The 24589-nt window shown below is 48.1% G+C and carries 21 protein-coding genes and 1 riboswitch; of the genes, 2 read left to right on the top strand and 19 right to left on the bottom strand.

Annotated elements, in window-relative coordinates; genetic code table 11:
• Window positions 1–62 precede the first annotated feature (62 nt).
• Entirely contained in the window at window positions 63–2180 is a 2118-nt protein-coding gene (locus MMG03_RS10710; protein WP_073284308.1) for an OmpA family protein, read from the bottom strand.
• A gap of 904 nt (window positions 2181–3084) precedes the next feature.
• Here MMG03_RS10710 and MMG03_RS10705 point away from each other — a divergent pair.
• The gene (locus tag MMG03_RS10705) at window positions 3085–3486 is read left to right on the top strand and encodes a hypothetical protein (protein WP_073159265.1); all 402 of its coding nucleotides are present in this window, start codon (window positions 3085–3087) and stop codon (window positions 3484–3486) included.
• Window positions 3487–3587: 101 nt separating this feature from the next.
• Here the strand turns inward: MMG03_RS10705 and MMG03_RS10700 are convergent, their stop codons facing one another.
• Entirely contained in the window at window positions 3588–4721 is a 1134-nt protein-coding gene (locus tag MMG03_RS10700; RefSeq protein WP_073237509.1) for a nucleotidyltransferase family protein, read from the bottom strand.
• A gap of 51 nt (window positions 4722–4772) precedes the next feature.
• Here MMG03_RS10700 and MMG03_RS10695 point away from each other — a divergent pair, with 51 nt between their 5' ends.
• Window positions 4773–5057, top strand: a complete 285-nt coding sequence (locus tag MMG03_RS10695) for a zinc ribbon domain-containing protein (protein ID WP_249506250.1) — start codon at window positions 4773–4775, stop codon at window positions 5055–5057.
• 3 nt (window positions 5058–5060) lie between these two features.
• Here MMG03_RS10695 and MMG03_RS10690 read toward each other — a convergent pair whose 3' ends face one another.
• The 17 genes from MMG03_RS10690 to MMG03_RS10610 form a co-directional block, all read right to left on the bottom strand.
• On the bottom strand, window positions 5061–9023 hold the full coding sequence (locus MMG03_RS10690; RefSeq protein WP_249506249.1) for a response regulator: 3963 nt from the start codon (window positions 9021–9023) through the stop codon (window positions 5061–5063).
• Between the two features lie 10 nt (window positions 9024–9033).
• Window positions 9034–10104 (bottom strand): HD domain-containing phosphohydrolase, encoded by a 1071-nt coding sequence (locus MMG03_RS10685; RefSeq protein WP_249506248.1) that lies wholly within the window; start codon window positions 10102–10104, stop codon window positions 9034–9036.
• A gap of 130 nt (window positions 10105–10234) precedes the next feature.
• Entirely contained in the window at window positions 10235–10840 is a 606-nt protein-coding gene (locus MMG03_RS10680; protein ID WP_073159273.1) for a thiamine phosphate synthase, read from the bottom strand.
• A 92-nt stretch (window positions 10841–10932) separates the two neighbouring features.
• The gene (gene thiE / locus MMG03_RS10675) at window positions 10933–11556 is read right to left on the bottom strand and encodes a thiamine phosphate synthase (protein ID WP_249506247.1); all 624 of its coding nucleotides are present in this window, start codon (window positions 11554–11556) and stop codon (window positions 10933–10935) included.
• Window positions 11546–13108 carry a diguanylate cyclase gene (locus MMG03_RS10670; RefSeq protein WP_249506246.1) on the bottom strand — a complete coding sequence of 521 codons (1563 nt, stop codon included), beginning with the start codon at window positions 13106–13108 and terminating at the stop codon, window positions 11546–11548. The genes thiE and MMG03_RS10670 overlap by 11 nt, the downstream gene beginning before the upstream one ends.
• A 50-nt stretch (window positions 13109–13158) precedes the next feature.
• Entirely contained in the window at window positions 13159–14475 is a 1317-nt protein-coding gene (gene thiH, locus MMG03_RS10665) for a 2-iminoacetate synthase ThiH (RefSeq protein ID WP_249506245.1), read from the bottom strand.
• A gap of 14 nt (window positions 14476–14489) precedes the next feature.
• Window positions 14490–15368 (bottom strand): hypothetical protein, encoded by an 879-nt coding sequence (locus tag MMG03_RS10660; protein WP_112132341.1) that lies wholly within the window; start codon window positions 15366–15368, stop codon window positions 14490–14492.
• A 10-nt stretch (window positions 15369–15378) separates the two neighbouring features.
• A complete protein-coding gene (locus MMG03_RS10655) occupies window positions 15379–16149 on the bottom strand; it encodes a thiazole synthase (RefSeq protein WP_073159283.1) in 771 nt (256 codons plus the stop codon).
• Between the two features lie 119 nt (window positions 16150–16268).
• Window positions 16269–16895, bottom strand: coding sequence for a thiamine biosynthesis protein ThiF (gene thiF / locus MMG03_RS10650; RefSeq protein WP_346348713.1), 627 nt, complete (start codon window positions 16893–16895; stop codon window positions 16269–16271).
• A 13-nt stretch (window positions 16896–16908) separates the two neighbouring features.
• Window positions 16909–17118, bottom strand: coding sequence for a sulfur carrier protein ThiS (thiS, locus tag MMG03_RS10645; RefSeq protein ID WP_346348712.1), 210 nt, complete (start codon window positions 17116–17118; stop codon window positions 16909–16911).
• Window positions 17102–17233: riboswitch (TPP riboswitch) on the bottom strand. Its footprint overlaps the gene before it by 17 nt.
• A gap of 31 nt (window positions 17234–17264) precedes the next feature.
• Window positions 17265–18233, bottom strand: coding sequence for a hypothetical protein (locus MMG03_RS10640; protein WP_249506242.1), 969 nt, complete (start codon window positions 18231–18233; stop codon window positions 17265–17267).
• Entirely contained in the window at window positions 18175–18747 is a 573-nt protein-coding gene (locus MMG03_RS10635) for a family 43 glycosylhydrolase (protein ID WP_249506241.1), read from the bottom strand. The genes MMG03_RS10640 and MMG03_RS10635 overlap by 59 nt, the downstream gene beginning before the upstream one ends.
• Before the next feature lie 361 nt (window positions 18748–19108).
• A complete protein-coding gene (locus MMG03_RS10630; protein ID WP_249506240.1) occupies window positions 19109–19702 on the bottom strand; it encodes a hypothetical protein in 594 nt (197 codons plus the stop codon).
• A 194-nt stretch (window positions 19703–19896) separates the two neighbouring features.
• Entirely contained in the window at window positions 19897–20121 is a 225-nt protein-coding gene (locus tag MMG03_RS16305) for a Gx transporter family protein (RefSeq protein WP_369077392.1), read from the bottom strand.
• Window positions 20122–20173: 52 nt separating this feature from the next.
• Complete coding sequence (locus tag MMG03_RS10620) at window positions 20174–20380, bottom strand: NusG domain II-containing protein (RefSeq protein WP_073235409.1); 207 nt, start codon at window positions 20378–20380, stop codon at window positions 20174–20176.
• Between the two features lie 97 nt (window positions 20381–20477).
• Window positions 20478–22142 (bottom strand): family 43 glycosylhydrolase, encoded by a 1665-nt coding sequence (locus MMG03_RS10615; RefSeq protein ID WP_249506238.1) that lies wholly within the window; start codon window positions 22140–22142, stop codon window positions 20478–20480.
• Between the two features lie 77 nt (window positions 22143–22219).
• Window positions 22220–24304: a family 43 glycosylhydrolase gene (locus MMG03_RS10610; RefSeq protein WP_249506237.1), complete on the bottom strand. Its 2085-nt coding sequence runs from the start codon at window positions 24302–24304 to the stop codon at window positions 22220–22222.
• Window positions 24305–24589: the final 285 nt, after the last annotated feature.

Genomic DNA, 24589 nt, shown 5'->3' with positions numbered 1-24589 from the left:
CTTTACGCAAAAAGAAGCCTCGCCCAGAGCGAGGCTTCTTTTTCAATGTCGATATAAAAGAATTACTTTTCGAACGGAACCAGTTCCACTCGGCGGTTCTGGGCTCGGCCATCTTCATTTACATTGTCTGCCAAAGGCATGGTGCGGCCATAGCCAACAGCACGGAGGCGATCCTTTTCAACACCACGCTTGATCAGGTAATCCACCACAGCCTGGGCGCGATCCTGAGAAAGCTTCATGTTCTTTTCGTCGGAGCCCTTGTCGTCGGTGTGCCCCTGAACTTCTAGGTTGGCGTTGGGAATCTTGCGCATGAGGGCGGCAACGTCATCCAAGGTACCGAAGCTGCTCTTGGTAAGGGTTGCAGAACCGGTCTTGAACTGAATGCCCTTCTTCAACTGGTCAAGGTCTTCCTTTTTGTCGAGGGGGCAGCCATTTTCATCGACGCGGATACCGGGCAAGGTATTGGGGCACTTGTCCTTCATGTCAGGCACGCCGTCGTGGTCAAAGTCCAGAGAGCAGCCGATAGAGTCAACAGGCATGCCTTCGGGAGTACCGGGGCACTTGTCCTGAGTATCGGGGATGCCATCCTTATCGGAGTCCATCTTACAACCGTTAATGTCCACTTCGATGCCTACCGGAGTATTGGGGCACTTGTCCAGGTGATCGGGCACGCCGTCGTGGTCAAAGTCCATGGGGCAGCCTACAGAATCTACAGGAGTACCAGCCGGAGTATTGGGGCACTTGTCCTGGGCGTCGTTCACGCCGTCGTGGTCAAAGTCCATGGGGCAACCGGTAGAATCAACAGGAACGCCAGCCGGAGTATTTGGACACTTGTCCTTGTCGTCCAGAATGCCATCGCCATCCAAATCCAAGATCAGGGCACGAGCGTTGGCGCTAACTGCGGAATCAGCCTTAGCCTTGTTACGGGCATCTTCTTCAGCCTTCAGACGGGTACCGGTAGTATCGATACAGCCATCATAGAACACAACGCTACCAGCCGGAGTGTTGGGGCACTTGTCCAGATCATCGATCACGCCATCCTTGTCGCTATCCAGGGGGCAGCCATCGGAACCGACCTTAATCCCCTTGGCAGTGCTGGGACACTTATCTTGTTCGTCAGGAACACCATCCTTGTCGGTGTCCTTGGGGCCAAACGGATCGAAACGAACGCTAAGCACGGCGGCACCAGAAATAAGGGGAGTAGGAGCGTAGCAATAAGTAGCCGTATGGCCATTTTCACCGATATAGGAAAGGATAACATCGTCGCAACCTTCTATTTCCTTATCGTGATCGAAGCCCAGGTTCTTGAAGGTACGAACAGCCACTTCAAGTCCAACAGCAAAATCAACATTATAAGGCAAGTGGAAACGGAAACCCGGGGTAATGAGCATGGGATCATTCATGGGACTGAACTTCAGGTTACCCTTGCTCTGCAAACGCATTTCGCCGGAATATTCCAAGAACACATCCACCCATTTCTTGGGAATCCAGTTTACGCCAGCGGCATACACAAGAGCATTGGTTTCGGCCAGGTCAACCGGGTAGACATAGCTGGCAGCTGCGTTCACGCGGAAGGGATAACCAACTTTGGTAAAGTCAAAAGTTGTTACAAGACCGGCCGCAAAGGTCCAGTCACCAGCAGTGAACGGGCTGGTATAAGTTTCGCTGTTCAAGTACCACACATGGCGTGGACGCACGCCGGCACCAATTTCACCTGTAGGAGCGTACAAGTCCAACATGGCAGCCAGGCTAAACACCTTGGACTTGAAAGGAGCGCGGATCTTCATCCACATATCCAGGTCACCACGGCTGGTGGTCCACTGGTTTGCATCACCGGAAGGACCGTCGGAATTGGCGTGTTCATAGTACAGAGGCAGAACGACACCGATATCCCAGAAGTCAAGGACACCCATGCCAAAGAAAATGTTACCAGCCTGGGAATAGTCAGCAGCGTTGTAGGAATAACGCTTGCCATCCATTTCAAATACGCCGCCACGAGAAAGACCCCATGCACTGGTAGAAATATTACCACCAGTACCCAAAGTCATATTACCTATACCAAGGGTTTTGGTATTGATCTGATGAAGACCGTCAGTTCCGCCTTCAATACCCGGCTGGGCCAATGCAGCACCGGCAGCGAAGCCTAGAGCCATAACAGCCGTTCTTAAAGCCTTTTTCATAGTCCATTCCTTCTTAGATGTAAAAAAAAGGTGAATTTCACAAAAATATGCAAAAAAAAATAACAAAACAAACCGTTTGGCAGATAGAACAATTCAAATTTCACACCAAAATAGGGCGATTTCAGATTATAGGGGACTTTTAAAAGCTGATCTCTCTCGATTAATGATTTCTTCAAGAAATGTTGAAAAACAGATTGCATAAACCTTAACAAAAAGAACTCAACAATCAAAAATAAACTAATCATACAACATATCACACAACACACAACATCAAAATATATTTATCTTATTTTAAAATATTACCATCATTTCCCATTGCGATACAGAACAAACTATTGTATATTTGCAAACGCATCTAACAAATGCGTAGGGTTACATCGAGGTCAACAAAGAAACTACAGATAAAGCTGATAGTATATTCAGCTCATACCTATACTATCCCCCCCCCACATAAGATTTTTACCAATCGTAGTCCAAATACGGATTACAACGTATCAAGCTATACCCTACGCAAAACAAAAAAGCGTCCAGCCGAATGGCTGGGCGTTTTTTGTACAAAATCAAAATATAAAAAATTAAAACAAAGTAAGAGGTAAAAAAGAACCCGCCGACAGCAACGTCGACGGGTTATTTTTGAGGTGTAATAGTCTCAGCAGGGATGCTACCAAGACAACGCAAAATTACTATAAATTTGTCCCTAGCAAAACTTTCTTTTTTCTTATAAAGTTAAAAAATTAAGGACAGACTAAAAACCTACGAAAATTCGAAGTAAATAAACCATTTTTACAAAGATTTCACCTTCTCTACATTTTTTCTTTCATTTTAACCAACCACCATTGCCACAATTAGATAGTTATGCTATATTTGTGATATTCATCACATTTGGGTTTTGTTGGAGAATAAAATGAGCATTGTCACAGGTACCTCTTCAAGGTACTGGATTGGCGGCAATAAGTCGCATTTCAAGCCTGATGCCAAAGGCAAGGGCGAATACATCTACATAGAAGATGCCGGTGAGGTTGAGCCCGGCAAGATGTGGCAGATGTCTATAACCTGGCAGCAACAAGACGATTCTCCTACTCACAGCAATAAATTACAGCAAGAAATGACCCTGACGGTCAATATTATTGGCGCTGGCAGCAAAATTATCAAGACTTACACGTCATCTCACAAGAACAAGGGGTACCAGAAGGTCAACTTTTGCATGCCCAAGGGCGCTGAACGCGTAGAATACAAGATTCAAAGAACACGAAATGCAGGCGGCAAGGTCAATTTAGGCTACAGCCTGCAGGTTTCCGAGCCGTAAAAGCTCCGAAAAATCGCATTTTCAAGGATTTTTTCATACACACTCCCGAAAAGCTGAAAGGAGATGGCGAAAGCCATCTCCTTTTCAGATTCATCATTAAGTTAGCGATTCCCTAGAGCCACCCTCCCCCGCCTTATTCTTCGAGGAATCAAGGAAATCGTGGTCTTCCAATAACGCAATTCATGCCAAATCGCCTCTGTGGCATCAAATTTCAACAGCCAAATAAAACGTTTGCGGTCAATAATCCAGCGTTTTAGCACAGGAACCCGATAATCAGCCGCATATCGTCCAAAATTGCCCCCGTTCATAACAACATTCAGCAGTTTCTTCCCTCGTTTTTTATCTACAGGGCAAAGTAGCTGATTTTCACCGAGACCAAACACTTCACGCATCAACCACATAACGGCACCGGCCATGTGAAACAAGCCAAATTCACCCAGCATTTTCGACACGCGCACCCGATCTTCTTCGGTAGAATTCTTTAGCAGCTGGTGATAGTCCACCAACTGGCGCAAACCCACTCCGGTACTGAAAAAATGCTGTCTCAAATGGGACAACTGCATTACCAGGGCAAAGGGAATACTCGGAACGCAAAAACCTTGAGCCACCTTCCAGGAACTACAATCCGCACAGGAACGAAGTTCTTCCAGCTCACCATCTAGAAAACGAAGCATGGCTCTCGTCTTATAGGGAGAAAAGCTGGACGTCGGACAGAAATGGACTTCCACCGTAATACCACCAAAAAGGCCCGGCTCAAGATGCACATGATGATCGCTAACATCATCCTCGGCATCTACGTGCAGGTTCATCTCCGTTAGAGTTCGCAAAACACCTTCGCGGCCACCTTCCAGCAAAATATCGATATCGCCGGCCTGACGGCAAAACGGATCGGGATACAGAAGCGTATTCGCCTGCCCCTTTAATATAACAGGATGCAACCCTCGGCCACAGAACATCTCCGTTAAATCGGCAGCCGTTTTATTCATGCGTTCATTTACCAGCTGAATCTTATGAGATTCAAACGACCACCGTAGCAATAGTTCTCGAGGGGGACGCTGATCATGAGGCAACTTTTCCACAGCACGAAACAGCACCCCAACCAGGCACTGCTTTACGGAGTAATCATGAACCCACCGCCATTCGTCATCGGACAAGGCCCGAGGCAAGCAGGATTCTGTGGTCACATTCAAGGCAATCCGTAGCAACGAAAAATACAAGCCGTCTAAATTCTGCATACGTTCAACAAATGTATTAATAATTCACGCAACTTTTGTATATTGGAGCTAATGAAAGACAATTCCGTTACCATGATTTGCCCTCACTGCGGGGCCGAAATCAAGCCCGACGCCACCTTCTGCCGCCACTGCGGTAGCGACAAGAACACCGGCTGGAAAGATGGAGCCGAATTCGCAGACGAAGAGCTCCCCGACTACGAGGAAATCCTGGAAAATGAATTTGGAGACGATCCTAACAGCCCTTATGCCAAAAAGAAAAGCGGCTTCGGTGGCATTGTAGGCACCGTCGCCGCAATTATCGTAGCCCTGGCCTTTATTGCGGCCATGGTCCTTTAGTTTTTAGGCAATCGTCTTTTCCAGACTTTCCAGAACTTCGGCGGCTTCGCTAAAGTCATAATCGTCTACCAGTTCCTTCAGCTTGCCAATAAGCACGTCCTGGTTGTTCTCGAAGGAGATTCCCTCCACTTCATCCAGGCTGCGTTTGCAGCGGGTGGCGGAGCAGATATCCAAGGCGTCCTTCAGTTCCGTTACCAGCTTCTGAAGCTTTTCCTTGGCGTTGGGATCTTTCTTCTTGGCGACAACAACCTGCTCAGACGCAATACCTGACAGTACTACATCCAAGTCAGACGTAATTTCCTGAAGCAACTTCTCAAAGTTACTGAAATCAATGGCGTTACACTGCCCCTGGGAAAGCTGACTTTCTAGAGTTGCGCCCAGGTTCTGCAAATGGTTCGCACCGATGGTTCCGCACAAGCCCTTGATGGTATGCACAATTCGTGCAGCCTCATCGTAACGGACAGACTCGATCATCTGGCGCAAGTTGAAGGATGTTCCGCCGTAATCGCGGACAAAGCCCTGCAGAATCTTGAGGAACACGTTCCTATTGCTATTGGAATGGTACAGACCCGCTTCGGCATCCAGGTCGCGAATCTTCTGGAACTTGGCAAGGAATTCACTGTCTTCCTGGGACAGGTCCGAACTATCTCCGTCCGTAACCACCTTGCTGGATTCCGCAGCCACCGCCAGGAACTTGGCCAATTCCTCGTAAAGGAGGCTGGGGTCAATGGGCTTGACAATATGGGCATTCATGCCGGCAGCTAGACATTCTTCCGTATCCTTCTGGAAGGCACGGGCACTCATTGCCAGAATGGGCACATTCTTGAAGTACTCGTCTTCGCGGGCACGGATTTCCTTAGTAGCGGTCAGACCATCCATAATGGGCATCTGGATATCCATGAGAACCAGGTCGAAGGAATCCTTCTGGAGCATGTCCAGGGCTTCCTTACCATTGTTAGCAATCATGGAACTGAGACCCACGCTATTCAGCAGGGACACCGCCAATTCCTGGTTCATCTGGTTGTCTTCAACCAGAAGGATCTTGGCTTCCTTAAAGTAAATCTTGCTCTTTTCCTTCTTGACAGCCTTCTGGTAGGTTAGCTCATAGCCCATGGCTTCTTCCATGCTACTGAGCAGGGAACTGATCTGCAGAGGCTTGGGAACAAAGCTGCTGAATCCCAGATTCTGGGCCGCAGTCAGATCCTTTTCGTCAAAATGGATGGGGTGCATCAACACCTTGGGAATCCGGATCATCTTTTCATCGAGACCATGAACGAAGTCGAAGCCGTTCAAGATCGGCATGTCATAATCCACGATGAACATATCGTAGGGAGCTTCGCCAGCCTCTTCATGCGCCTGAATAAGATCCAGGGCCTGGTCAACGGACTCCGCCTCTTCTACAATGCATTTTAGCTTGGTCAGATAGTGGCGCAATACGTCACGGAGGTTTTCGCAATCATCCACCAGCAAAACATTCTTTCCGGCAAAGCGAATCTGATTCTTCCACTTGGGATCCACAGACTGGGCCGCAACAGGGAGTGTAATACTGAAGAAGAATCGAGATCCAACGCCAGCCACGCTTTCCACCTGCATCTGACCGCCCATCAATTCCACCAGGGACTTGGAAATCACCAGGCCAAGGCCAGTACCGCCGTACTTGCGGGTCGTAGAGCCATCAGCCTGAGTAAAGGCGTTAAAGAGACGTCCAAGCTGTTCCGGAGTCATGCCGATACCCGTATCCTTCACAGAGAAATTCAGTTTGACGCTGTTCTCGGTGCGGGATTCCAGGGAAACGATCAGGGAAATATCGCCCTTCTCGGTAAACTTGGTAGCATTGTTAATCAGGTTCGTAAAAATCTGGGAAAGGCGCAGCGGGTCACCCATCAAGATTTCAGGAATTTCCGGATCCACATTCACAATCAGTTCGATGGGACGTCCGGCAATACGGACTTCGGCCAGGGCAGCCACATCGCTGACCACATCGCGAAGCACCAACTGGGTAATTTCCAGTTCTTGCTTCTTGGCCTCGATCTTGGAGAAATCCAGGATGTTATTGATGATTCCAAGGAGGGACTTGGCCGCCGTACTTACACGGTCTACAAATCCTCTCTGATGTTCATCCAACTGGGTTTCTGAAATCAGGTGCGCCATACCGATAATGGCATTCATGGGGGTACGGATTTCATGACTCATGTTGGCCAGGAATTCACTCTTGGCCTGGGTAACCTGCTCCGCAATTTCACGGGCAGCCACCACTTCAGAAATGTCGATCATGGTAAGCATGTAGCCCACGACGGACCCCTGCACCATCAATGTACAGCCTTCCCCACGGAACCAGGTTTCACTCTTGCCGTCCTGGGATTTAAGCACGAAGGAATCCTTCCAGATTTCACGCCTGCTAAAGGTATCCTTTAAGGATGTAATCACCGATTCAGGCAGTCCCTGTTCCTTCAATTCATCCAGAGACAGGCCGATCATCTTGCGCCATTCCTTGCCCAGGAAGTCAGCCAACTGCTTAGACATGTACTTCACACGCTTGGCTCTATCAAAAATCACCAGGATAGAATGGTCTGCGGAAAGCATAATGGTATCCAAAATGGTATCCTTCTGGATGCCGCTAGTTTCATCGTTGATCATGAACAGATAACGCATTTCGCCGTTATCTTCCACAAGGACCTGGAAGAAAATGCCCCACCACGCCACTTCCCCGGAAGAACTCTTCACAGGCACAAGAATCTTGCGTTCGCTGGCGTGCATTTCGCCACCCATGGCCACACGATGCACAAATTTATTGAACTGGTCCGACGGGAAGAACTTGAACAGGATCTGTCCCTTCAAATCTTCACCACCATTCAGGAAGTCCGCAATAAAGGCGCTGGCATGCAAGATATCAAAGGTATCGTTCGTCAGGATAATCCTAAAATTATCACTCCCCAGAAGCGTATCGAAAAGGGTACTGGAGCTGACACTTTCGTTCAAGTCCCGCTGAATGAACTTGGTAAACAGTGTATGGGAAACGATAGCGGCACCACCCATCAACAGGAGCACCACCAGAGCCACCAACAGGAAGGTCTTGGAGGAATTTTCGTCTACGCCGGCAACGATCTTGTTCTGCTGACTCACATGAACCACATAGAAGGGCATCTTCTTGATGGGAGCCACCATGAACACCAGACGCTGTCGATGGTCGTTGGTCAATTCAAAACGGACAACCTTCCCTTCCATCAGAGTATCGGGCTTAAACTCGCTCAAGGCAAGCAGAAGCAGGTTTTCTACACTATCCTGCAGAACCTTGCCGCGGTTGGTTTCATACGGGAAATAGGTAAACAGGTTATCGTTGTCATTACCGGCCAAAAGGGTAATGCCACCTTCTTCCTTGGCTACAGCACCAAGAGAAAGTCGAACCTTGTGCAAGTCAATATCGGCAGCCACAGCGCCGCGGAACTTCTGATTCTTATCCCAGATCGGGTAAGAAATGGTCATGACCTGCTTACCGAAATCCTTACGGATTGTAGGGCCAGTTAGAGCGAGCCCCCTCTTACGGGAAGACTCCAGATACCAGGCCTTGGTACGATATTCCGCCTGGCCACTTTCCAACTTTACCCCCCTAGCAGATATAAATTCGCCTTCATTGCCCCCATAGTAGACATCCACGAGATCTTCACTAGACTGCAAGACCCTGTAGAGAATGGAACGAATTCCCGATTCCTTGGCATTCTGAACACGCTTCGCCGCAGCGACAAATTTATCTTCGTCGTTTTTCAGCAAGGCTTCCACTTCAGAGAGAACTTTGTCCTGCAAAGCCGATTCCGTATTGGCGTATGCGGAATCAATCATCATTTCCTTGACGGTCAATGAGAAAAGGAAGACCAATAGAATGGAGGCGATAATCACGGGGACGGCAAAAACCGTCAGAATTCGGATTCTGAGCCTACGTCGCTGGGCGTTTAAAGGACTATGAGTCAATAGCTACTCCTTACTGAGCGCCATCCTTGAACTGTTCGTAAATACCGGGAAGAATGTCTGCAATTTCCATAAAGGCGTCGACCACATCGGGGTCGAACTGAGTTCCCCTACCGGCCTTGATTTCGGCCACGGCAACTTCATGGGGATATGGTTCCTTATAAGGCCTGCGAGATACAAGAGCGTCATAAACATCCGCCACAGACATAAGGCGGGCCCCCACAGGAATATCTTCTCCCTTAATCTTGTTGGGATAACCTTCGCCATCCCAGCGTTCATGATGGTTCAAAATAATATCTGCGCAAATCTTGACCAGAGGATGATTGCTCAGTTCCCTGGTCGCATTCAGAAGTACGTCATAACCCATCTGGGCATGGGTACTCATAACCAACCTTTCTTCATCGGTAAGCTTAGCCGGCTTTCTTAAAATATCGTCGGGGATACCCACCTTGCCAATATCATGGAGTGGTGCAGCCGTAGCGTAAAAATCAATATATTCCTTGCTAGTAATAGCGTGACTGAACTTCGGGTGGTTCTGCAGTTTCTCGGCCAGCATCTGGACCAACACCTGGGTACGCTTAATATGAGCGCCGGTTTCCGGGTCGCGGTATTCAGCCAGGGCACCCAAACTGGTCAACATGACCTTCAATGTCTTACGAAGATCCTTGGTTTTCTCGTCAACCAGTTCATGAAGATGGTCACGCTGCTGCTTAAATTCCAACTGATTCTTGATACGGAGACGTACCAAATCAGGATTGAACGGCTTAGTAATATAGTCGACGGCACCTAAATCCAGTCCCATCTGCTCACTTTTGGCATCTGCCTTGGCAGTCAAGAACAGAACAGGAGTATTATTCACCAAATTTAGGGCATGCATCTGGCGTAATGTTTCGTAACCGTCCATTTCGGGCATCATTACGTCCAGCAAAATCAGGTCAGGTTTAACCTTTTCTGTAAGAACAAGAGCCTTTTTTCCGTTCAAGGCAACAAAAATACCATAGTCGTTAGATAAAATGCCCTCCAGGACTTCAATATTCGTCTTGGTATCATCAATAACTAAAATCTTTGCTCTTGCTCGTTCCATGTTCCATAATATATGTTTAGAATTTCAAATAGAACAATCTATTTTATTCCAATTTGGAACATTTTTCGCGAAATTCGCTTAAAAAACGCATTTTGTAATTATTTAGTAAACACTTTTACAAAGTCTGTGATTAAACGCACAGTCTGTTTAGCTTAATAAAGGCATTTATGGAGTCGGCGTAGTTCCAAATTCCACCGATTACAGAAGCGCCAGACACCCCAAATTCCCTGGGAAGTTCCTTGAAAAGGTGGACATTTTCCTCGTCGATACCCCCAAAAAGGATAACCGGGCACTTGGGAGGATTAGAAGATAGGTGGGACTGCAGGAGGTCTAGTCCAACCGTTTTGACCGGCTCAAGGCCGGATAAAGGTTGAAAAATCGGGCCAACAAGAGCTCCAGACACCCATTCGGGCAATTGGGCCAGCTGTTCCAGGTCGCGGCAGTAAGCGATACAGTTTACGCGTTTCCAGGATTCGGGAACCGGCCCCATCAGGGATTGAGCCTCGGCCACGCAACCACGGACATCCAACTGCTCCGCCAGATCGGGAGTACCACGCACCCAAATTCGGTCGCGGTATTCCATGGACAAGGACAGGAGCCAACGTTCATAGGACTCCGGCGTATTGCGACGTTTCTGAAGGATCAGGCGGGTAAGGCCTCGCTTGAACATCTCTTCGATGTCATCATATTCACCGGCAAAATCATCGGGGCAAGTGGTAAGCCAAAGTCTAAACATAATATCAGTTTGGAGTCAGGAGCGTCGGTTTAAGTGCTGATGCGTCGGGCTAGATGCGGGACTCGTCGGGCCAGTTCTGCCGCGTCAATAGGTTACAGCGCCAGGAAGGCAGCCTTCAGTTCGCGGGCGGCAGCTTCGGGATCAGCGGCCTTCTGGATGGCGGAAACGGCACAGATGCCAGCGATTCCGGAACCGGCGAGAACGTGGATGTTATCCTTATTCAAGCCACCGATAGCATTCACGGGAATAGGCACCGCCTTCACGATTTCCTTCAGAGTATCCACGGAAGTGAGGATGGTGACGACCTTTGTGGTTGTGGGATAAATGGCGCCCACGCCACAATAGTCCGCACCCTGTTCGTAGGCTTCCAGAGCCTGGGGGACAGTCTTGGTCGTAGCACCGATGATTTTACCCGGGCCCATGAGTTTGCGGGCTACGGCAACGGGCATGTCGGTCTGCCCCACATGAACACCTTCGGCACCGATGGCGAGAGCAACATCCACGCGGTCATCAATAATCAGAGGCACGTTATAGCGGCTGGTGATTTCGTGAACGCTTGCGGCAAGTTCCATGTATTCGCGGGTAGACTTGTTCTTTTCGCGAAGCTGGATGATGGTGGCGCCACCCTTGCAGGCGGCCTCCACAGAAGGTAAGAACTTTTCGGCGGGAACGGTAGAACTGTCGGTAATAAAGTAGAGGGTGGTATCAAGATTCATGGGCTGCGCCAATATCCTTTACGTACAAATACAAGGTCTGATTTTCTGCGGTGTAATCATCGGAGGGAATCATTTCCATCATCACACGGCGGTAACCATCGGCAGAGAGTCGCCTATAGAAAATGCTCAGAGAGGTGTTACCCTTCGTAAAATAACTAAGCAAGAATTCCAGGGAAGTTTTTTCCAGATAACCATCCAAGTCCTCAGCATGAACCTGCCCAGACTTTCCAAAGCCATGAAGCCATTCGGAAATCTTATGGGAGAAGCCCTTCTGTTCTGTTTTCTCATCCTGGTTCATCTTGATGATTCCATAGGAATCAGCCGTCAGGTTGACCTTCAAAATCTTGGTGTAGGAATTGCAGACGGCATCAAAGGCTTCGCGCTGTCCTCGGCGGTCTACGCCCTTGGATTTGTAATACTGTTCCTTATCATGATACATCATCTGGTCAGCAGACTTTTTCAATTCCATCAGGCTGGCGTTAGGCATATCCCGTTTGGCGGCATAACCAACAGAAAGAGATATTTCCTTTATTCTCTGGCCTTTCCACTGGTCAACTTCATTTTCAAGCCTGTCCTTATATTTCTTGCCGGATTCATCGGAATGTACAACAACAATAAATTCATCGCCACCAACGCGGTAAACCTTGCCGCTGGCGGAAAATGCGTTGGTAATGCAAAGGCTGGCCCCCTGGATCAGTTCGTCGCCAGCAAGGTGACCTAGGGTATCATTAACCTGTTTTAAGCTATTCAAGTCCACAGAAAAAAGAATCAAGTCATCTTCTATGGGATGATCCTCGTATCGCTTAAGGTCTTCTTCGTAGGAACGTCGATTGTAAACCTGGGTCAGTTCATCGGTAGTAGATGCAAGCACCAGGCGATCGTTATGTTCTCTTGAAGCAATGAACACATGAATGATGGTACAGCCTACTGCATAGCCAACAGCATAGAAAGGTGCGTTGGGGAAGAAAAACTGGAATATGCCGCACAATATGGGAGCCAACACGAAAACAAAGACGGCGGCATATTGCTTACGGGTATCCCCCTTCTTACTTAAAGCAGAAATTGCAGTAATCAAGCCAATCAACACATAGATAAAGTACTGGTTAAAGAACGCAACCTGCCTAAAGGCTTCGCATCGGTATTCGTTATTGGGACCAATGGTAAAGATGGTGGGAACGAAAATATTCCTTATTACCAAGGCTGTCTGAAAAACAACCGCCAAAAGAACCAGCGCACGGTAAAGCCTTTTGTGGTGAATTTCACTGCCCAGATAAACCAGAACAAAATGAAGCCAGACGTACGCCGTGATTACCGTAAAAATATGGAATCCGGTAGTGATCCCAAAAAGGAGCGACGGATGGCCAACTTCGGGCATGGCCGCAATTCCCCACAGGGCATCCTGCAAGCAAAAGAACACGCACCAGGAAACAAGAATTCGATAAGCCTTATCTACAGGCGAGGCTTCGTTCTTGTAGGTATAGGCATGCCACAAGAAAATCGCCAGAATTATGGCGAAAGTCAAAGAAGCAATCCAGTAAAGCGCCTGTTCCATCGCAAATAATCTAAATAAAAATCAAGTCGACGGCATCCCGAAGGTTTAAACTACACGTACAAATAGTCATTTAGCACAGGCTGGAGGCCTTCGCCGCTAATATCCTTGTACATGGCGTTGAAACTACGGTTGTCGTTGATTTCGAACTGCTCGTCGCCCTCGGCGTCGGAGGTTTTCTTGCCGGCGTTTACGTCGGCGGTTTTGGTTTTAACCTCGTCGTCGCTGTCCTTGTACTTTTCCTCGTGGTCGCCAACGCCGGTGGAAACCCCTGCGGAAACCTTGGTAGCGGCAATCTTTACGATGCCGTTACGGAATTCCTTGGACTCGCGGCTGGAGACGGTAATGCCAACGAAGGGCATGAAGATACGGTAGGCGCACAGCACCTGGCAAAGTTCCTTTTCATGAACGTCAAGAGGATTGATCTTGTCGTTGTTCACGATGGGGCGAAGGCGGGGGCAGGACAGGCTCATTTCTGCATGAGGGTATTTCTTCTGCAGATAGAACACGTGGAGGGCGCTGGCCAGGGCATCTTTGCGGAAGTCGGAAAGGCCAAGCAATGCAGAGAAACCGCAGCCGCGCATACCACCCATAAGGGCCCGTTCCTGGGAATCGAAACGGTACGGATAGATACGCTTGTGACCCAGCAGGTGAAGCTGTTCGTAGCGGTCCTTGTCGTAGGTTTCCTGGAAGACCGTCACGTAGTCTACCCCACATTCGTGAAGGTACTTGTACTCGTCGGTGTTCATGGGGTAAACTTCGACACCCACCATACGGAAGTACTTGTGGGCAATCTTGCAGGCTTCGCCGATGTATTCCACGCTGCTCTTGGCGCGGCTTTCACCGGTGAGGATCAACACTTCTTCCATGCCGCTGTCGGCGATGACCTTCATTTCGTGCTCGATCTGCTCCATGGAGAGCTGCATGCGTTTGATTTTGTTGTAGCAGTTGAAGCCGCAATAGACGCAGTAGTTTTCGCAGTAGTTGGCAATGTAGAGCGGAGTAAAGAAATAGACCGTATTGCCAAAGTGCTTGCTGGTTTCCAGCTTTGCCTTCTGTGCCATTTTTTCCAAGTAAGGAGCGGCAGCCGGGGAAAGGAGCGCCTTGAAATCTTCTACGGTGCAAGTGTGATGGTCCAGTGCAGCCAGCACGTCACGGGCCGTGTACTTACTGAAGTCTACGGAATCCACATGTCCCATGACCTTGCCATAAATGTCGGACTGGATGACTTCCATACCCTTCATGTATTCCATGTGGTTGGTACGGGAGCTAGGGTCATTTTCCAGACGATGCTTACGTTCCAGAGCTTCCGGAGACAAGGTATCGGAATCAATAAAATAACGTTCGTCGTGATATTCTTTTTCAGACATAAAAAATCAACCACTTAAAAGATAACGTGATAAGGTACGCGTTTGTTCTGCTTACGACCTTTAAGATCTCGCATGAACATTTTACCAGGTGCAGGATTTACAATGACGCGACGTCCAACATAAGTTACACCCTCATTTTCAGGAACTTTGCCATCTACATAACGCAAAAAATTTTTTCTTAAATACCCATCGTGTAATCGCCTAGAAGCAACAACAAATCCACCTTCACCGTCAATGACTTCTATTTTCGAGTGTTCGTAGAATTCCCTATCTTCGTCATAATAATACCACTTAGAACATTTTAAGGAATCTTGGGGATCTTGAATAACAATCTCACGTTGAGTCGTATCTACTCCACCATTTTCAAAAGATTCAACCACTATATCATACAAAGTATCATTGCTTATATATGTGTAATCATTAAGCTCCGTATAGCAAGATCCATCATCACAATACTTTTCACTATACTCTTTTTCATAAAGAGTCATTCCCGAAGAAAAATATTTTGCCTCATTAAAAACGATTTCCTTTCCGTCTTCAAATATTTTGAATAAAACCGAAATCGTATCCCCGTTGATACTTTTCTGATAGTAGTATTCTTCTCCAGTTCCGCTTAACTTTGAATCATCATTAAAAATATTGATTTGTTGAGCAACTTCTTTACCTGAATCATTCCTGGTAATCTTGGATATTGCACCATTCTCGTACTCATATTTTGACATTACGAAGTCATCATCGGCCCAATATTGATACGAGCTATCTACATACGCATCGTACACCTGAATGTAACTATGAACACCCATATCAGTGTAGCGATACGCATCGAGACAAGTAGTCGCATAGGCTGCAGCCACGACGGTAAGAACGAAAATAGCGGAAGCAAAACGATTCATATAAAGATCCTTAATCGCGGAGGAATCCAGTGAGCGGGTCGCTGGCGGCGGCACCACGAACCAGCACGCGGCCCATACCGGAGAGGTAAGCGTTGCGGCCAGCTTCGATGGCGGACTTGAAGGCGGCGGCCATGCGAGGCAAGTCTCCTGCAGTAGCGAGAGCCGTATTGGCCATCACGGCGGCAGCGCCCATTTCCATGGCTTCGCAAGCCTGGGATGGCTTGCCGATACCTGCGTCTACGATAATGGGAAGTTCAATTTCATCGATGAGAATCTGGATGAAATCCTTGGCGGAAAGACCGCGGTTAGAGCCTATTGGAGCAGCCAGAGGCATAACGGCGGCGGCACCTGCATTCACCAGGTCGCGGGCCACGTTCAAGTCGGCGTGCATGTAAGGCAGCACCACAAAACCTTCCTTGGCAAGAATTTCGGTAGCCTTGATGGTTTCGTAGTTGTCCGGCAGCAGGTACTTGGAGTCCCGCATGATTTCGATCTTCACGAAATCGCCGCAGCCCAGTTCGCGGGCAAGGCGAGCAATGCGAACAGCTTCGTCAGCGTTGCGGGCACCGGAAGTATTGGGCAGAAGGGTTGCACTCTTGGGAATGTAATCCAGAATGTTTTCGTGTTCCTTGGTATTGGCACGGCGAACGGCGCAGGTAATGATTTCTGCACCGGCGTACTGCACCGCAGCCTCAATCAGCTTCAAGGAGTACTTGCCAGAACCGAGAATAAAGCGGGAGTTGAACTCATGACCGCCAAGAACAAGTTTATCGTTTTCCATATATTAGGGCGCGCCAAAGGCGCTTTGAGGTTTGAGGTCGCTGCTTCGCAGCTTCGAGGTGCGAGGGTTACGAAACCAGCTACACTTCAACATTTTTCTTGAAAAATAAAAAAGTGGGACTACTTTGGCTCCATTCCACAGATCAAGCGCACTACGGTTTGCGCCTGGTGGGCAGCACAGGCCATGACGCGGGGAGCCACAAGCCCTACCCCATCATTTACATCACTGACGCCATCGCCGCACAAATAAAACTTCTTGGATACGCAGCGAGTCTGGATGCTGTTGGCATCCCCAAAGCCAGCCATTCCGGAGGCCGCCACCAGAGTCTTTCCATTTTCCAGCACGGAGTTCACCAGCATGGCCTTGGCTTCCGCATTGTCAAAGGCCTCGCAAACGATGTCGGCCTTCCCTACCAGTTCCATCAGGTTTTCTTCCGTCACTCGGGCCTGATGAACTTCCAGTTCAATATAGGGTGCAATTTCACGAAGGTTTTCTGCCAAGGCAACAGGCTTAGGCATTCCCACCTGACAAGCCTTGTACTGCTGACGGTGCAAATTGGTCACGTCAACGCAATCAAAATCAATAAGGATAAGTTTGCCTACGCCGGCACGTGCCAGAGCGATAGCCACATTGGACCCAAGGCCTCCCAGACCACAGACAGCCACCGTGGCCGCCTGCAATTTCTGAACATTCTCAGCACCTTGTCGTTCCACCAAGGCAGAGAGCATTTCCTCTCGTGAGGGCATGCGCGGTTCCAAACTAGCCCCCTCCCACAAAACTGACAACTTCCAGAGAATCCCCATCAGCTAGCAGCGTTTCAGTGTACTTGGCCTTAGGTACAATATCGCCGTTACGTTCTACAGCAATTCGTTTGCAGTCGAAATTTGTGGTGGAAAGGTATTCGGCAACAGACTTACCGACAAAGGACTTGCCGTCCGTATCAACATCAATGCCATTGACTTTAATCATCATACCTCCGTTGGCATTATCCAAATCAGGTGCGGTCGAAATCTACGCGGCGCCAACTCGGCTACCAGGCGAAATTTCCTCTCAGCCGGTTTAACCAGCTCCCGTATAGCTTAAAATTAGGAAATCTTAAAATTCTCGGCAACAGGTTACTTCACCTGTCCCATGGAATTCAAGAGGTAGACATTCTGGAAACCATTGCGGTTCAAGCGAACGCTATAAGTATCACCCATGCGGGCAACCGTATAGCGAGCTTCCACCGGCCAAACCTTCGCATGAATAGCAGAACCTCCACACTCGCCATCATCAACAACACATTCGGTGTTGCCAGATTCCGCGTTTTCACTAGAACTGGATTCCGATTCTACCGCCTTCGACTTGAACATGATGTTTCCCACAGCCACTTCGCCAGAAACCTCACTTGCAGTAAGGAAGAAATCCTGCACGCCAGCCAGCTTCTCGTCGCCACCAAGAGCGGAACATTCCACTTCATTCCAGCCACCAGCAGATGCAATTCCTTTGCCCAAGTCACATTCAGAAATTACGGTACCGGACTTGGAGCCTGAGCGAAGAGTCAACTTACCAGAAGAACCCTTCACCTGAACGCGAACTGAATTGCTGGCAATGGAATCAGTAACCACATTTTCGAAGAGGGCATAGCCTCCGTCCTTCATGGCGAGTTCATCTCTATCGTTCAAACGGATGCGGATACCATTATCGAAGCCATTACCGGGAATGGCATCGCGGTTAACGCGGAGGAAGTCGATGCGGTCCAGTTCCGCAAAGTTGGAACCATTGGGCACAGGACTTACATCAATGAAGTTGCCGCCACGCTTAAGTGTGGCAGGAATCAACACTACAGACTTTTCCGAGAATTCTCCCCAGGCACCAGTTGCAGGAAGCTTAACATCCTGAGCCACGCCGTTGATCGTTACGTTATGCGTAGCGGTACCCGTACCGCCGTTGGCGTAACGATAGCGCAGCAGATAATCGCCAGCCTGCATAATGTTCATAGGCAGGTGAATCTTGGAGTCCTTGGTATTGATATAGCCCAGGTATTCATTGCCGGAGGCCTTGGTACCGCGAGTCACCAGCATTGTCGTAGTAATGATGGACAAAACGAACACGGTTCAAGTCCTGGAAGGCTTCACCACCGCCTGGACCCACATAACGGCCATAGCGTTCCAGCAAGAGGGTTCCGCCACCATTCAACATGGAGTAACCAGCACGGTCCTTGTAAGGGCCAGTAATCTGGTCAGTGCGACCATAGGCAGTCTTGTAGGTGGTCTGTTCAATTTCATCCTTCTGATGGCAGCAATAGTCCCAAGCAGTAAACAGGAAATACGGACCGTTATGTTCAATAAGGCTGGGGCCTTCTTCAGCGCCACCGCTGGCCTTACTGGTGCGGCGGGCAATGTTGTTGACAGTCTTGTCATCCTCGGCCTGGTAACCGGTCTTTTCATCCAATTTAATCAACTGAATTCCTAGACCAAAAGAACCGAAAGCCATCCACAGTTCCCCTTCCTTGGTGCAGACCAGGTCGGCATCGATGGCGTTATATGCGTCTACACCATCCTTGGTATGGAAAACGTGTCCCTTATCAGTCCAGCCATAGCCAGCCGTACCCGGCACTTTTGGGCGAGTCGGCCCCGTCAGTCAATACGGCCAGCTCCAGGCCGGTACCAACAGCAGCGCCATCGTCGCCACGAGCTCCGAAAGCACTACTTTCATCGGCAATATCACTGGCAAGCTTGCTGCCAGCTACAACATCACCAAGGCCAATGACTACATGCTTGACGGCACCTATCTTGTCCGCATCAGCGGAAAGAGCGGCATCATGACCACCAAGGTGATCGTGAAATAAGAAGCTCCGACAGAAATATTAAAAGAGGCCCGGTCGTTAACGACCGAGCCCCTTTTATGTTGCGCCGCCTCTCCATAACATAGGCAGGCAGCAAGAACAATCAATGAAGCAAAAGGCGAATTCACATTTTCACTCTTTCACTTTCATAAGTTCTTTCGTGGAAGCAGATTTCCTTCGATTCTTGATCATCTCCAGCTGTTCCCTGTCGCAAAGACCGGATATGTTGATATCGTTTTCACCAGAAAAAATCTGTTTTTGCCTTCCAATATCCAATTCATATGTCCATTTCATTCTCTGAGTTACACCGAAAAGAGCGCGCACATAAAGAGAATCGCTCCCCTTAAAATAAAAATCAATCAAATCATACGGAGCAACCGATAATGAAAAAGAACAAGCATCATTTCTTAAGCAACGAGAACCCGATGTACCAGCAAAAGGATTTATCTGAATTTTACTCATATCAAGACCAATCAAATCCGCTTCAAAAGAAGCAAAAGTCTTTACACTTCGGCCTTCTATCGTAAAGGAGATGTCATCCAGCATTTCATAATACGTCAACACAAATCCGCTATCACTCCCTATAAAGACACTCGTGTCCTTGTAAAAGCAGAAGTTGGCAAAAACCGGATCAAACTCATCGGAATCAGGCGATTCTACCGCAGAACACAGCGACACAGACAGCGCAACCCATAGAGCTATTTTATAAATCATACCGTTGGTCATGAATCTCCCCCAAGTCTCCCTAGAAATTTCCAAACAACTTAAAAAATATAAAAACCCTGCGAAATTAGTAATCGCAGGATTTTCCAAGCTACTTAAATATCAGACGGACATACATAATTTTCAGCAGGACATCCAATTTTTCCATTTTTCCCCATATCCGATAGGGCGAATAATTTTCAGTTCATTTTTTGAGTTCAAAATAACAGGAGCTTCTTCCGGAATATGCAAATGCAAAGCCAAGAACGCCGTAAGGATACTTGCAAAGAGGGAGAGAACAAGGTGCCAGCCATTAAGGACGATGCAATCGCCTTGATCAAAAGCAAGACAACAAACGCCGGGAAATCAAGACCGAACGCCAGCAAGACCACCGTATTTCCAAGGCCCAGCCTAAAGAAAGGGACCGTTCGAGGCAGGAACATTTCTGCATACGAAAAAAGAAGAGTCAACGCCCCAAGATAGGCGATATAGTTTCTATCGCGCAACCGCATCAAAGCCCTCCGAATCTTCAACGTCTACGATGATTTTATTGGGAAGGCACACAAGAGGCTTTGCAAAACCTTGACGAATACAGATTTTTTTCGGACAAGGAGATTCTACAATGCGGGCGCGACCATTCTTGACCTGTACGGTGGTTTCACCTAAAGGTCCCGGGGTCTTGTAGGATATGACTTTCATCATAACCAAATACGGCAAAAGCTAGCCTAAAGCAACTTTCCCAAAACAATAAAAAAGAGTCTGCATTTTTCAGCAGGCCCATTCGCTAAAGAATCATAAGTTAGGGAGTTACAATCTTCAAAGTTTCGCGTCCAACTCGCACAAGATATGTTCCCTTCGGCATGCTCTTCAACGCAATCCGAGAACCGAATCCGCACTGGACGACATTGCCATTCAAGGTAAAGATGGTCCAATGAGAATCATTTTCCAAGCGGACAATCCCGGCAGACATGTCGTAGTTCATAGAAGGTTTCTCGACCTTCAAACGCAATCCCGTTTTGCAGTTTTCGTCACTGGAATTTTCACAGTTACTGGATTCTTCGCTACCGCTCAGAATGACGCTGGAAGAGGAGTTCGGAACTACGTCAGAAGAAGAACTTTCAGGATCCTTAGGCAATTCAGCAGCTTTAAACTGAATCTTCTGATTATCAGTTCCAGTGCGAACCCAGGTGATCAAGGGCATGCCAGGATCCTTGGAAATATTCAGGATGTCGCCAAGATAATCATCATCGTAATTGGCAAACAGGAAGTAGCCCTTCTCTTCAGAAGCATTCTCAATGCGGATTTCGCAGGGCGTAGCGCTGGTGCGAACCGTATCCAGCAAGGTTGCAGACGGGCAATAATACTTCTTGGTACCATAATTCTGCAAAGTGTAGTGACGCTTGGTTTTCCCCTGAGCGATTACCCAAAGTTGATTATCTGCAGTTTCATCAGCAGTCTGCTGAACAACCATATCCCCATCATCCTGTAAAGCCAAGTTGCTATGGCTTACCGTAAGACGATAACCGCCATCCTTTACAAGGGCGTTATTTACTTTGTCTACACCAGCGGTACGTACAATCTTCTGAACGTTTCCATCACGATCGTAATACAGATAATCAATGTTCACGGAACGTCGATAAGTCCAGCCGCCTGGAGAATTGGCGCCGTGATGCATAAAGTACCAATGGCCCATATATTTGAAAATGGCCTGGTGGTTAGTTTCGGAATTATCTTCCTTGGCGTTAATCACGCCCTTCTGAGTCCAGGGGCCGTTAATGGTCGGAGCCATGGAATAGTTTGTGGTAGACGGATAACCGGAAGCGTAACTGAAATAGTAGTTTCCGCGAAACTTGTGCATCCAGGGAGCTTCAAAGAAATCCTTGATGCCAATATCTTCGGGCTTGCTTGCCAGCTCGATCATGTTCTCTTTCAATTTTACACGACGGCCAGCACTCCAGGAGCCCCAATAAAGCCAGATGTCGTCCCCATCGTAGAAGATGGCGGGGTCGATATTCAACTTAACATCGTTTTCAGTAAGGTCCGTAATGAGGGCAGAACCGATGGCGTCTTTCCACGGGCCAGACGGATGATCTGCTACGGCCACACCAATGGCAAATCCTTCATCCTGTTTAATGGATGCATGATGAACCGCCACATACCAGTAGAACTTTCCGTTACGATATTCGCAATGGCCTGCGAAGGCACTGGCATCAGCCCACTTGAAAGTCTTGTAACTGAGAACGGCACCGTAATCGTGATAATTTTCCATATCATCGGTGACCATCACATGCCAATCGTTCATCAAGAAGAACTTATTGTTGGCTCCTTCAGGGCCCTGTTCGTCGTGGCCAGCAAAAATAAACAAGCTATCGTTGTAGACAAGTGCCGCAGCGTCTGCAGAATAAAAATCCGTAGTCAAAGGATTAGCAGCCTGTGCAAGGCCAAACCCAAACACAGCGGCCATTGCACAAGCTGCAACCCCCAAATGCTTCCTTATACCCATATCCCAACTTCTTTTTGAAACTACGCCATATCCCTTAATTACTTCACGCGAACAATGAAATTGCCCTTGGGCAGATTTTCAAAGCGGACTTCTGCACCCACCATAGAGCCACGAACATTGCGCACGCCCACAATTTGACCCATGGAATTCAACAGGTAAACGTTATTGATGTTAGAGTCATTCAGGCGAACACTATAGACACCTTCCATGCGGGAAACAGAGAAGCGAGCACCTGCAATTTCGCTTACGCGAATACCCGTACCGCAATCCTCGTCAGATTCGCAACCGGAGTCGCTAGATTCTACAGTTTCATCACTTGAGGAAGAAGCTTCCACGCTTGCAGCCTTAAAGATGATATTGCCAATAACAACTTCTCCGGACTGGCCGCTAGCGGTAAGGTAAAAATCCTGAACCCCAGACAACTTGGACTCGCCACCCAGCGAGGAACACTCAACCTCGCTCCAGCCGTTTTCGGCCTTTACGGTCTTACTCAAGTCGCATTCAGAAATTACCTTACCGTCCTTGGCTCCAGCGTGCAGGGAGAGCTTGCCAGAACCATTCTTAACCTGCATGCGAACCGCGGTACTTGTAATGGAATCCGTCACCACGTTCTCGAAAATGGCATAGCCCCCATCCCTGATAGCTAGCTGATCATTTTCATCAAGACGAATACGGATACCATTATCAAAGCCGTTACCCGGAATCGTATCACGGATCACGCGCAAGAAATCGATGCGGTCCAGTTCAGAGAAGAAATCATTGGGAACGGGGCGAACTTCAATAAAGTTACCACCACGCTTAAGTGTAGCAGGAATCATGACCACAGAATTTTCGGGGAAGGTCCCCCAGGAACCCGTAGGCGGCAATTTCACAATCCGCTCTTTTCCATTGACAGAAACCCCGTGGGTAGCATCACCCGTACCGCCATTGGCATAACGGTAGCGCAGCAAGTATTCACCCGCCTGGGGAATATTCATAGGCAAACGAATTACAGTACCCTCGGTATTGATATAAGCCAAGTATTCACCGTTAGACGCAGTCTTGCTAGAGGTAATCACCAAATCGCCGCTAACACCGCGAGTCAAAGCACCATGTTCCACTTCGGCACTCAAATAACGCCCCAAGAAAGGCTGGCCCATTTCGGCCCAGTTGTCATCCGTGAAAACGACATCGCGAATATGGATGTGATTGTACTTGTCGCCGGCATTATCATAGTAGTGATGGACAAAACGGACGCGGTTAATATCCTGGAACGGTTCGCCACCACCGGGGCCCACATAGCGACCATAACGTTCCAGCAAGATAGTGCCACCGCCAGTCGCCATGTTGTAACCAGCCCTATCCTTGTAAGGACCGGTCACTTTATCTGCGCGGCCATAGGCGGTTTTGTAAGTGGTCTGCTCAATGTTGTTACCCTGCTGGCAGCACTTATCCCATGCAGTAAACAGGAAGAACTGGCCATTATGTTCAATCAGGGCCGGGCCTTCTTCAGCGCCACCACTGGCAGTACTTGTACGACGGGCAATGTTATAGACAGTCTTGTCATCGGAAGCCTGGTAGCCAGTCTTGCCATCGATTTTGATCAGCTGAATGCCCAAGCCAAAAGAACCGAAGGCCATCCAGTATTCACCCTGGCTAGTCTTGATAATATCGGAGTCAATGGCGTTATACTTGTCAGTACCTTCCTTGGTGTGGAACACATGACCCTTGTCGGTCCAGCCGTAGCCAGCCGTACCTGGAATCATGGACTTGGAAGCGGTATAACCGATGGCGGAGTTGCGCTTACCAAATTCAGAACCGCAGTAATAAACACGGTATTCGTCATCAAACTTGTAAATATCCGGAGCCCAGACGTCTTCCATGCCGGGGGCGTACTGAGTAAGCCAGGACGGCACAGCCTGCATGGTACGACCGTTATCCTTCCAAGTGTAGGCGTCTTCGGAAGTCCAGAGCTGCAGATGGTTATTAGTACTCATGAGAGCATAGCCATTATCCAGGCGAATCATGCTTGGGTCATGCCCAGGCTGCAAGTTATCCTTGGCATACCAATCGGCAGCCAAAGCAGAACTAAATGCGGCGTTTAACACCAGCATTCCCACCACAGAACCGGTAAAACGTTTCATGACCATACTCCAGACAATAATATTTTCAGTTATAAACCAAATCCCAATTTTATAGGGAATATAAAATTCCATTAATTAAAAGTCAACATTTTTATTAAAAACAGACCCTAAAGTAAGCTAAAAATACACTTCAAACCTACCTAAACAGAAATTAAACATCAAAATTAGACGTCCACATTTCAACATTTAATGTCCACACTTTTAATCATTCCACATTGGACGTTTCCTCATGTTACACAGTCTATACAGAAATTATTTTAAAAAGAAAAAGTTTTATTTACAAAA

This window comes from Fibrobacter sp. HC4, from assembly GCF_023373925.1.
Classification (GTDB): Bacteria; Fibrobacterota; Fibrobacteria; order Fibrobacterales; family Fibrobacteraceae; genus Fibrobacter.
Note: the sequence above shows the minus strand (reverse complement) of the source record. Positions and strands in the feature narration are given on the sequence as shown.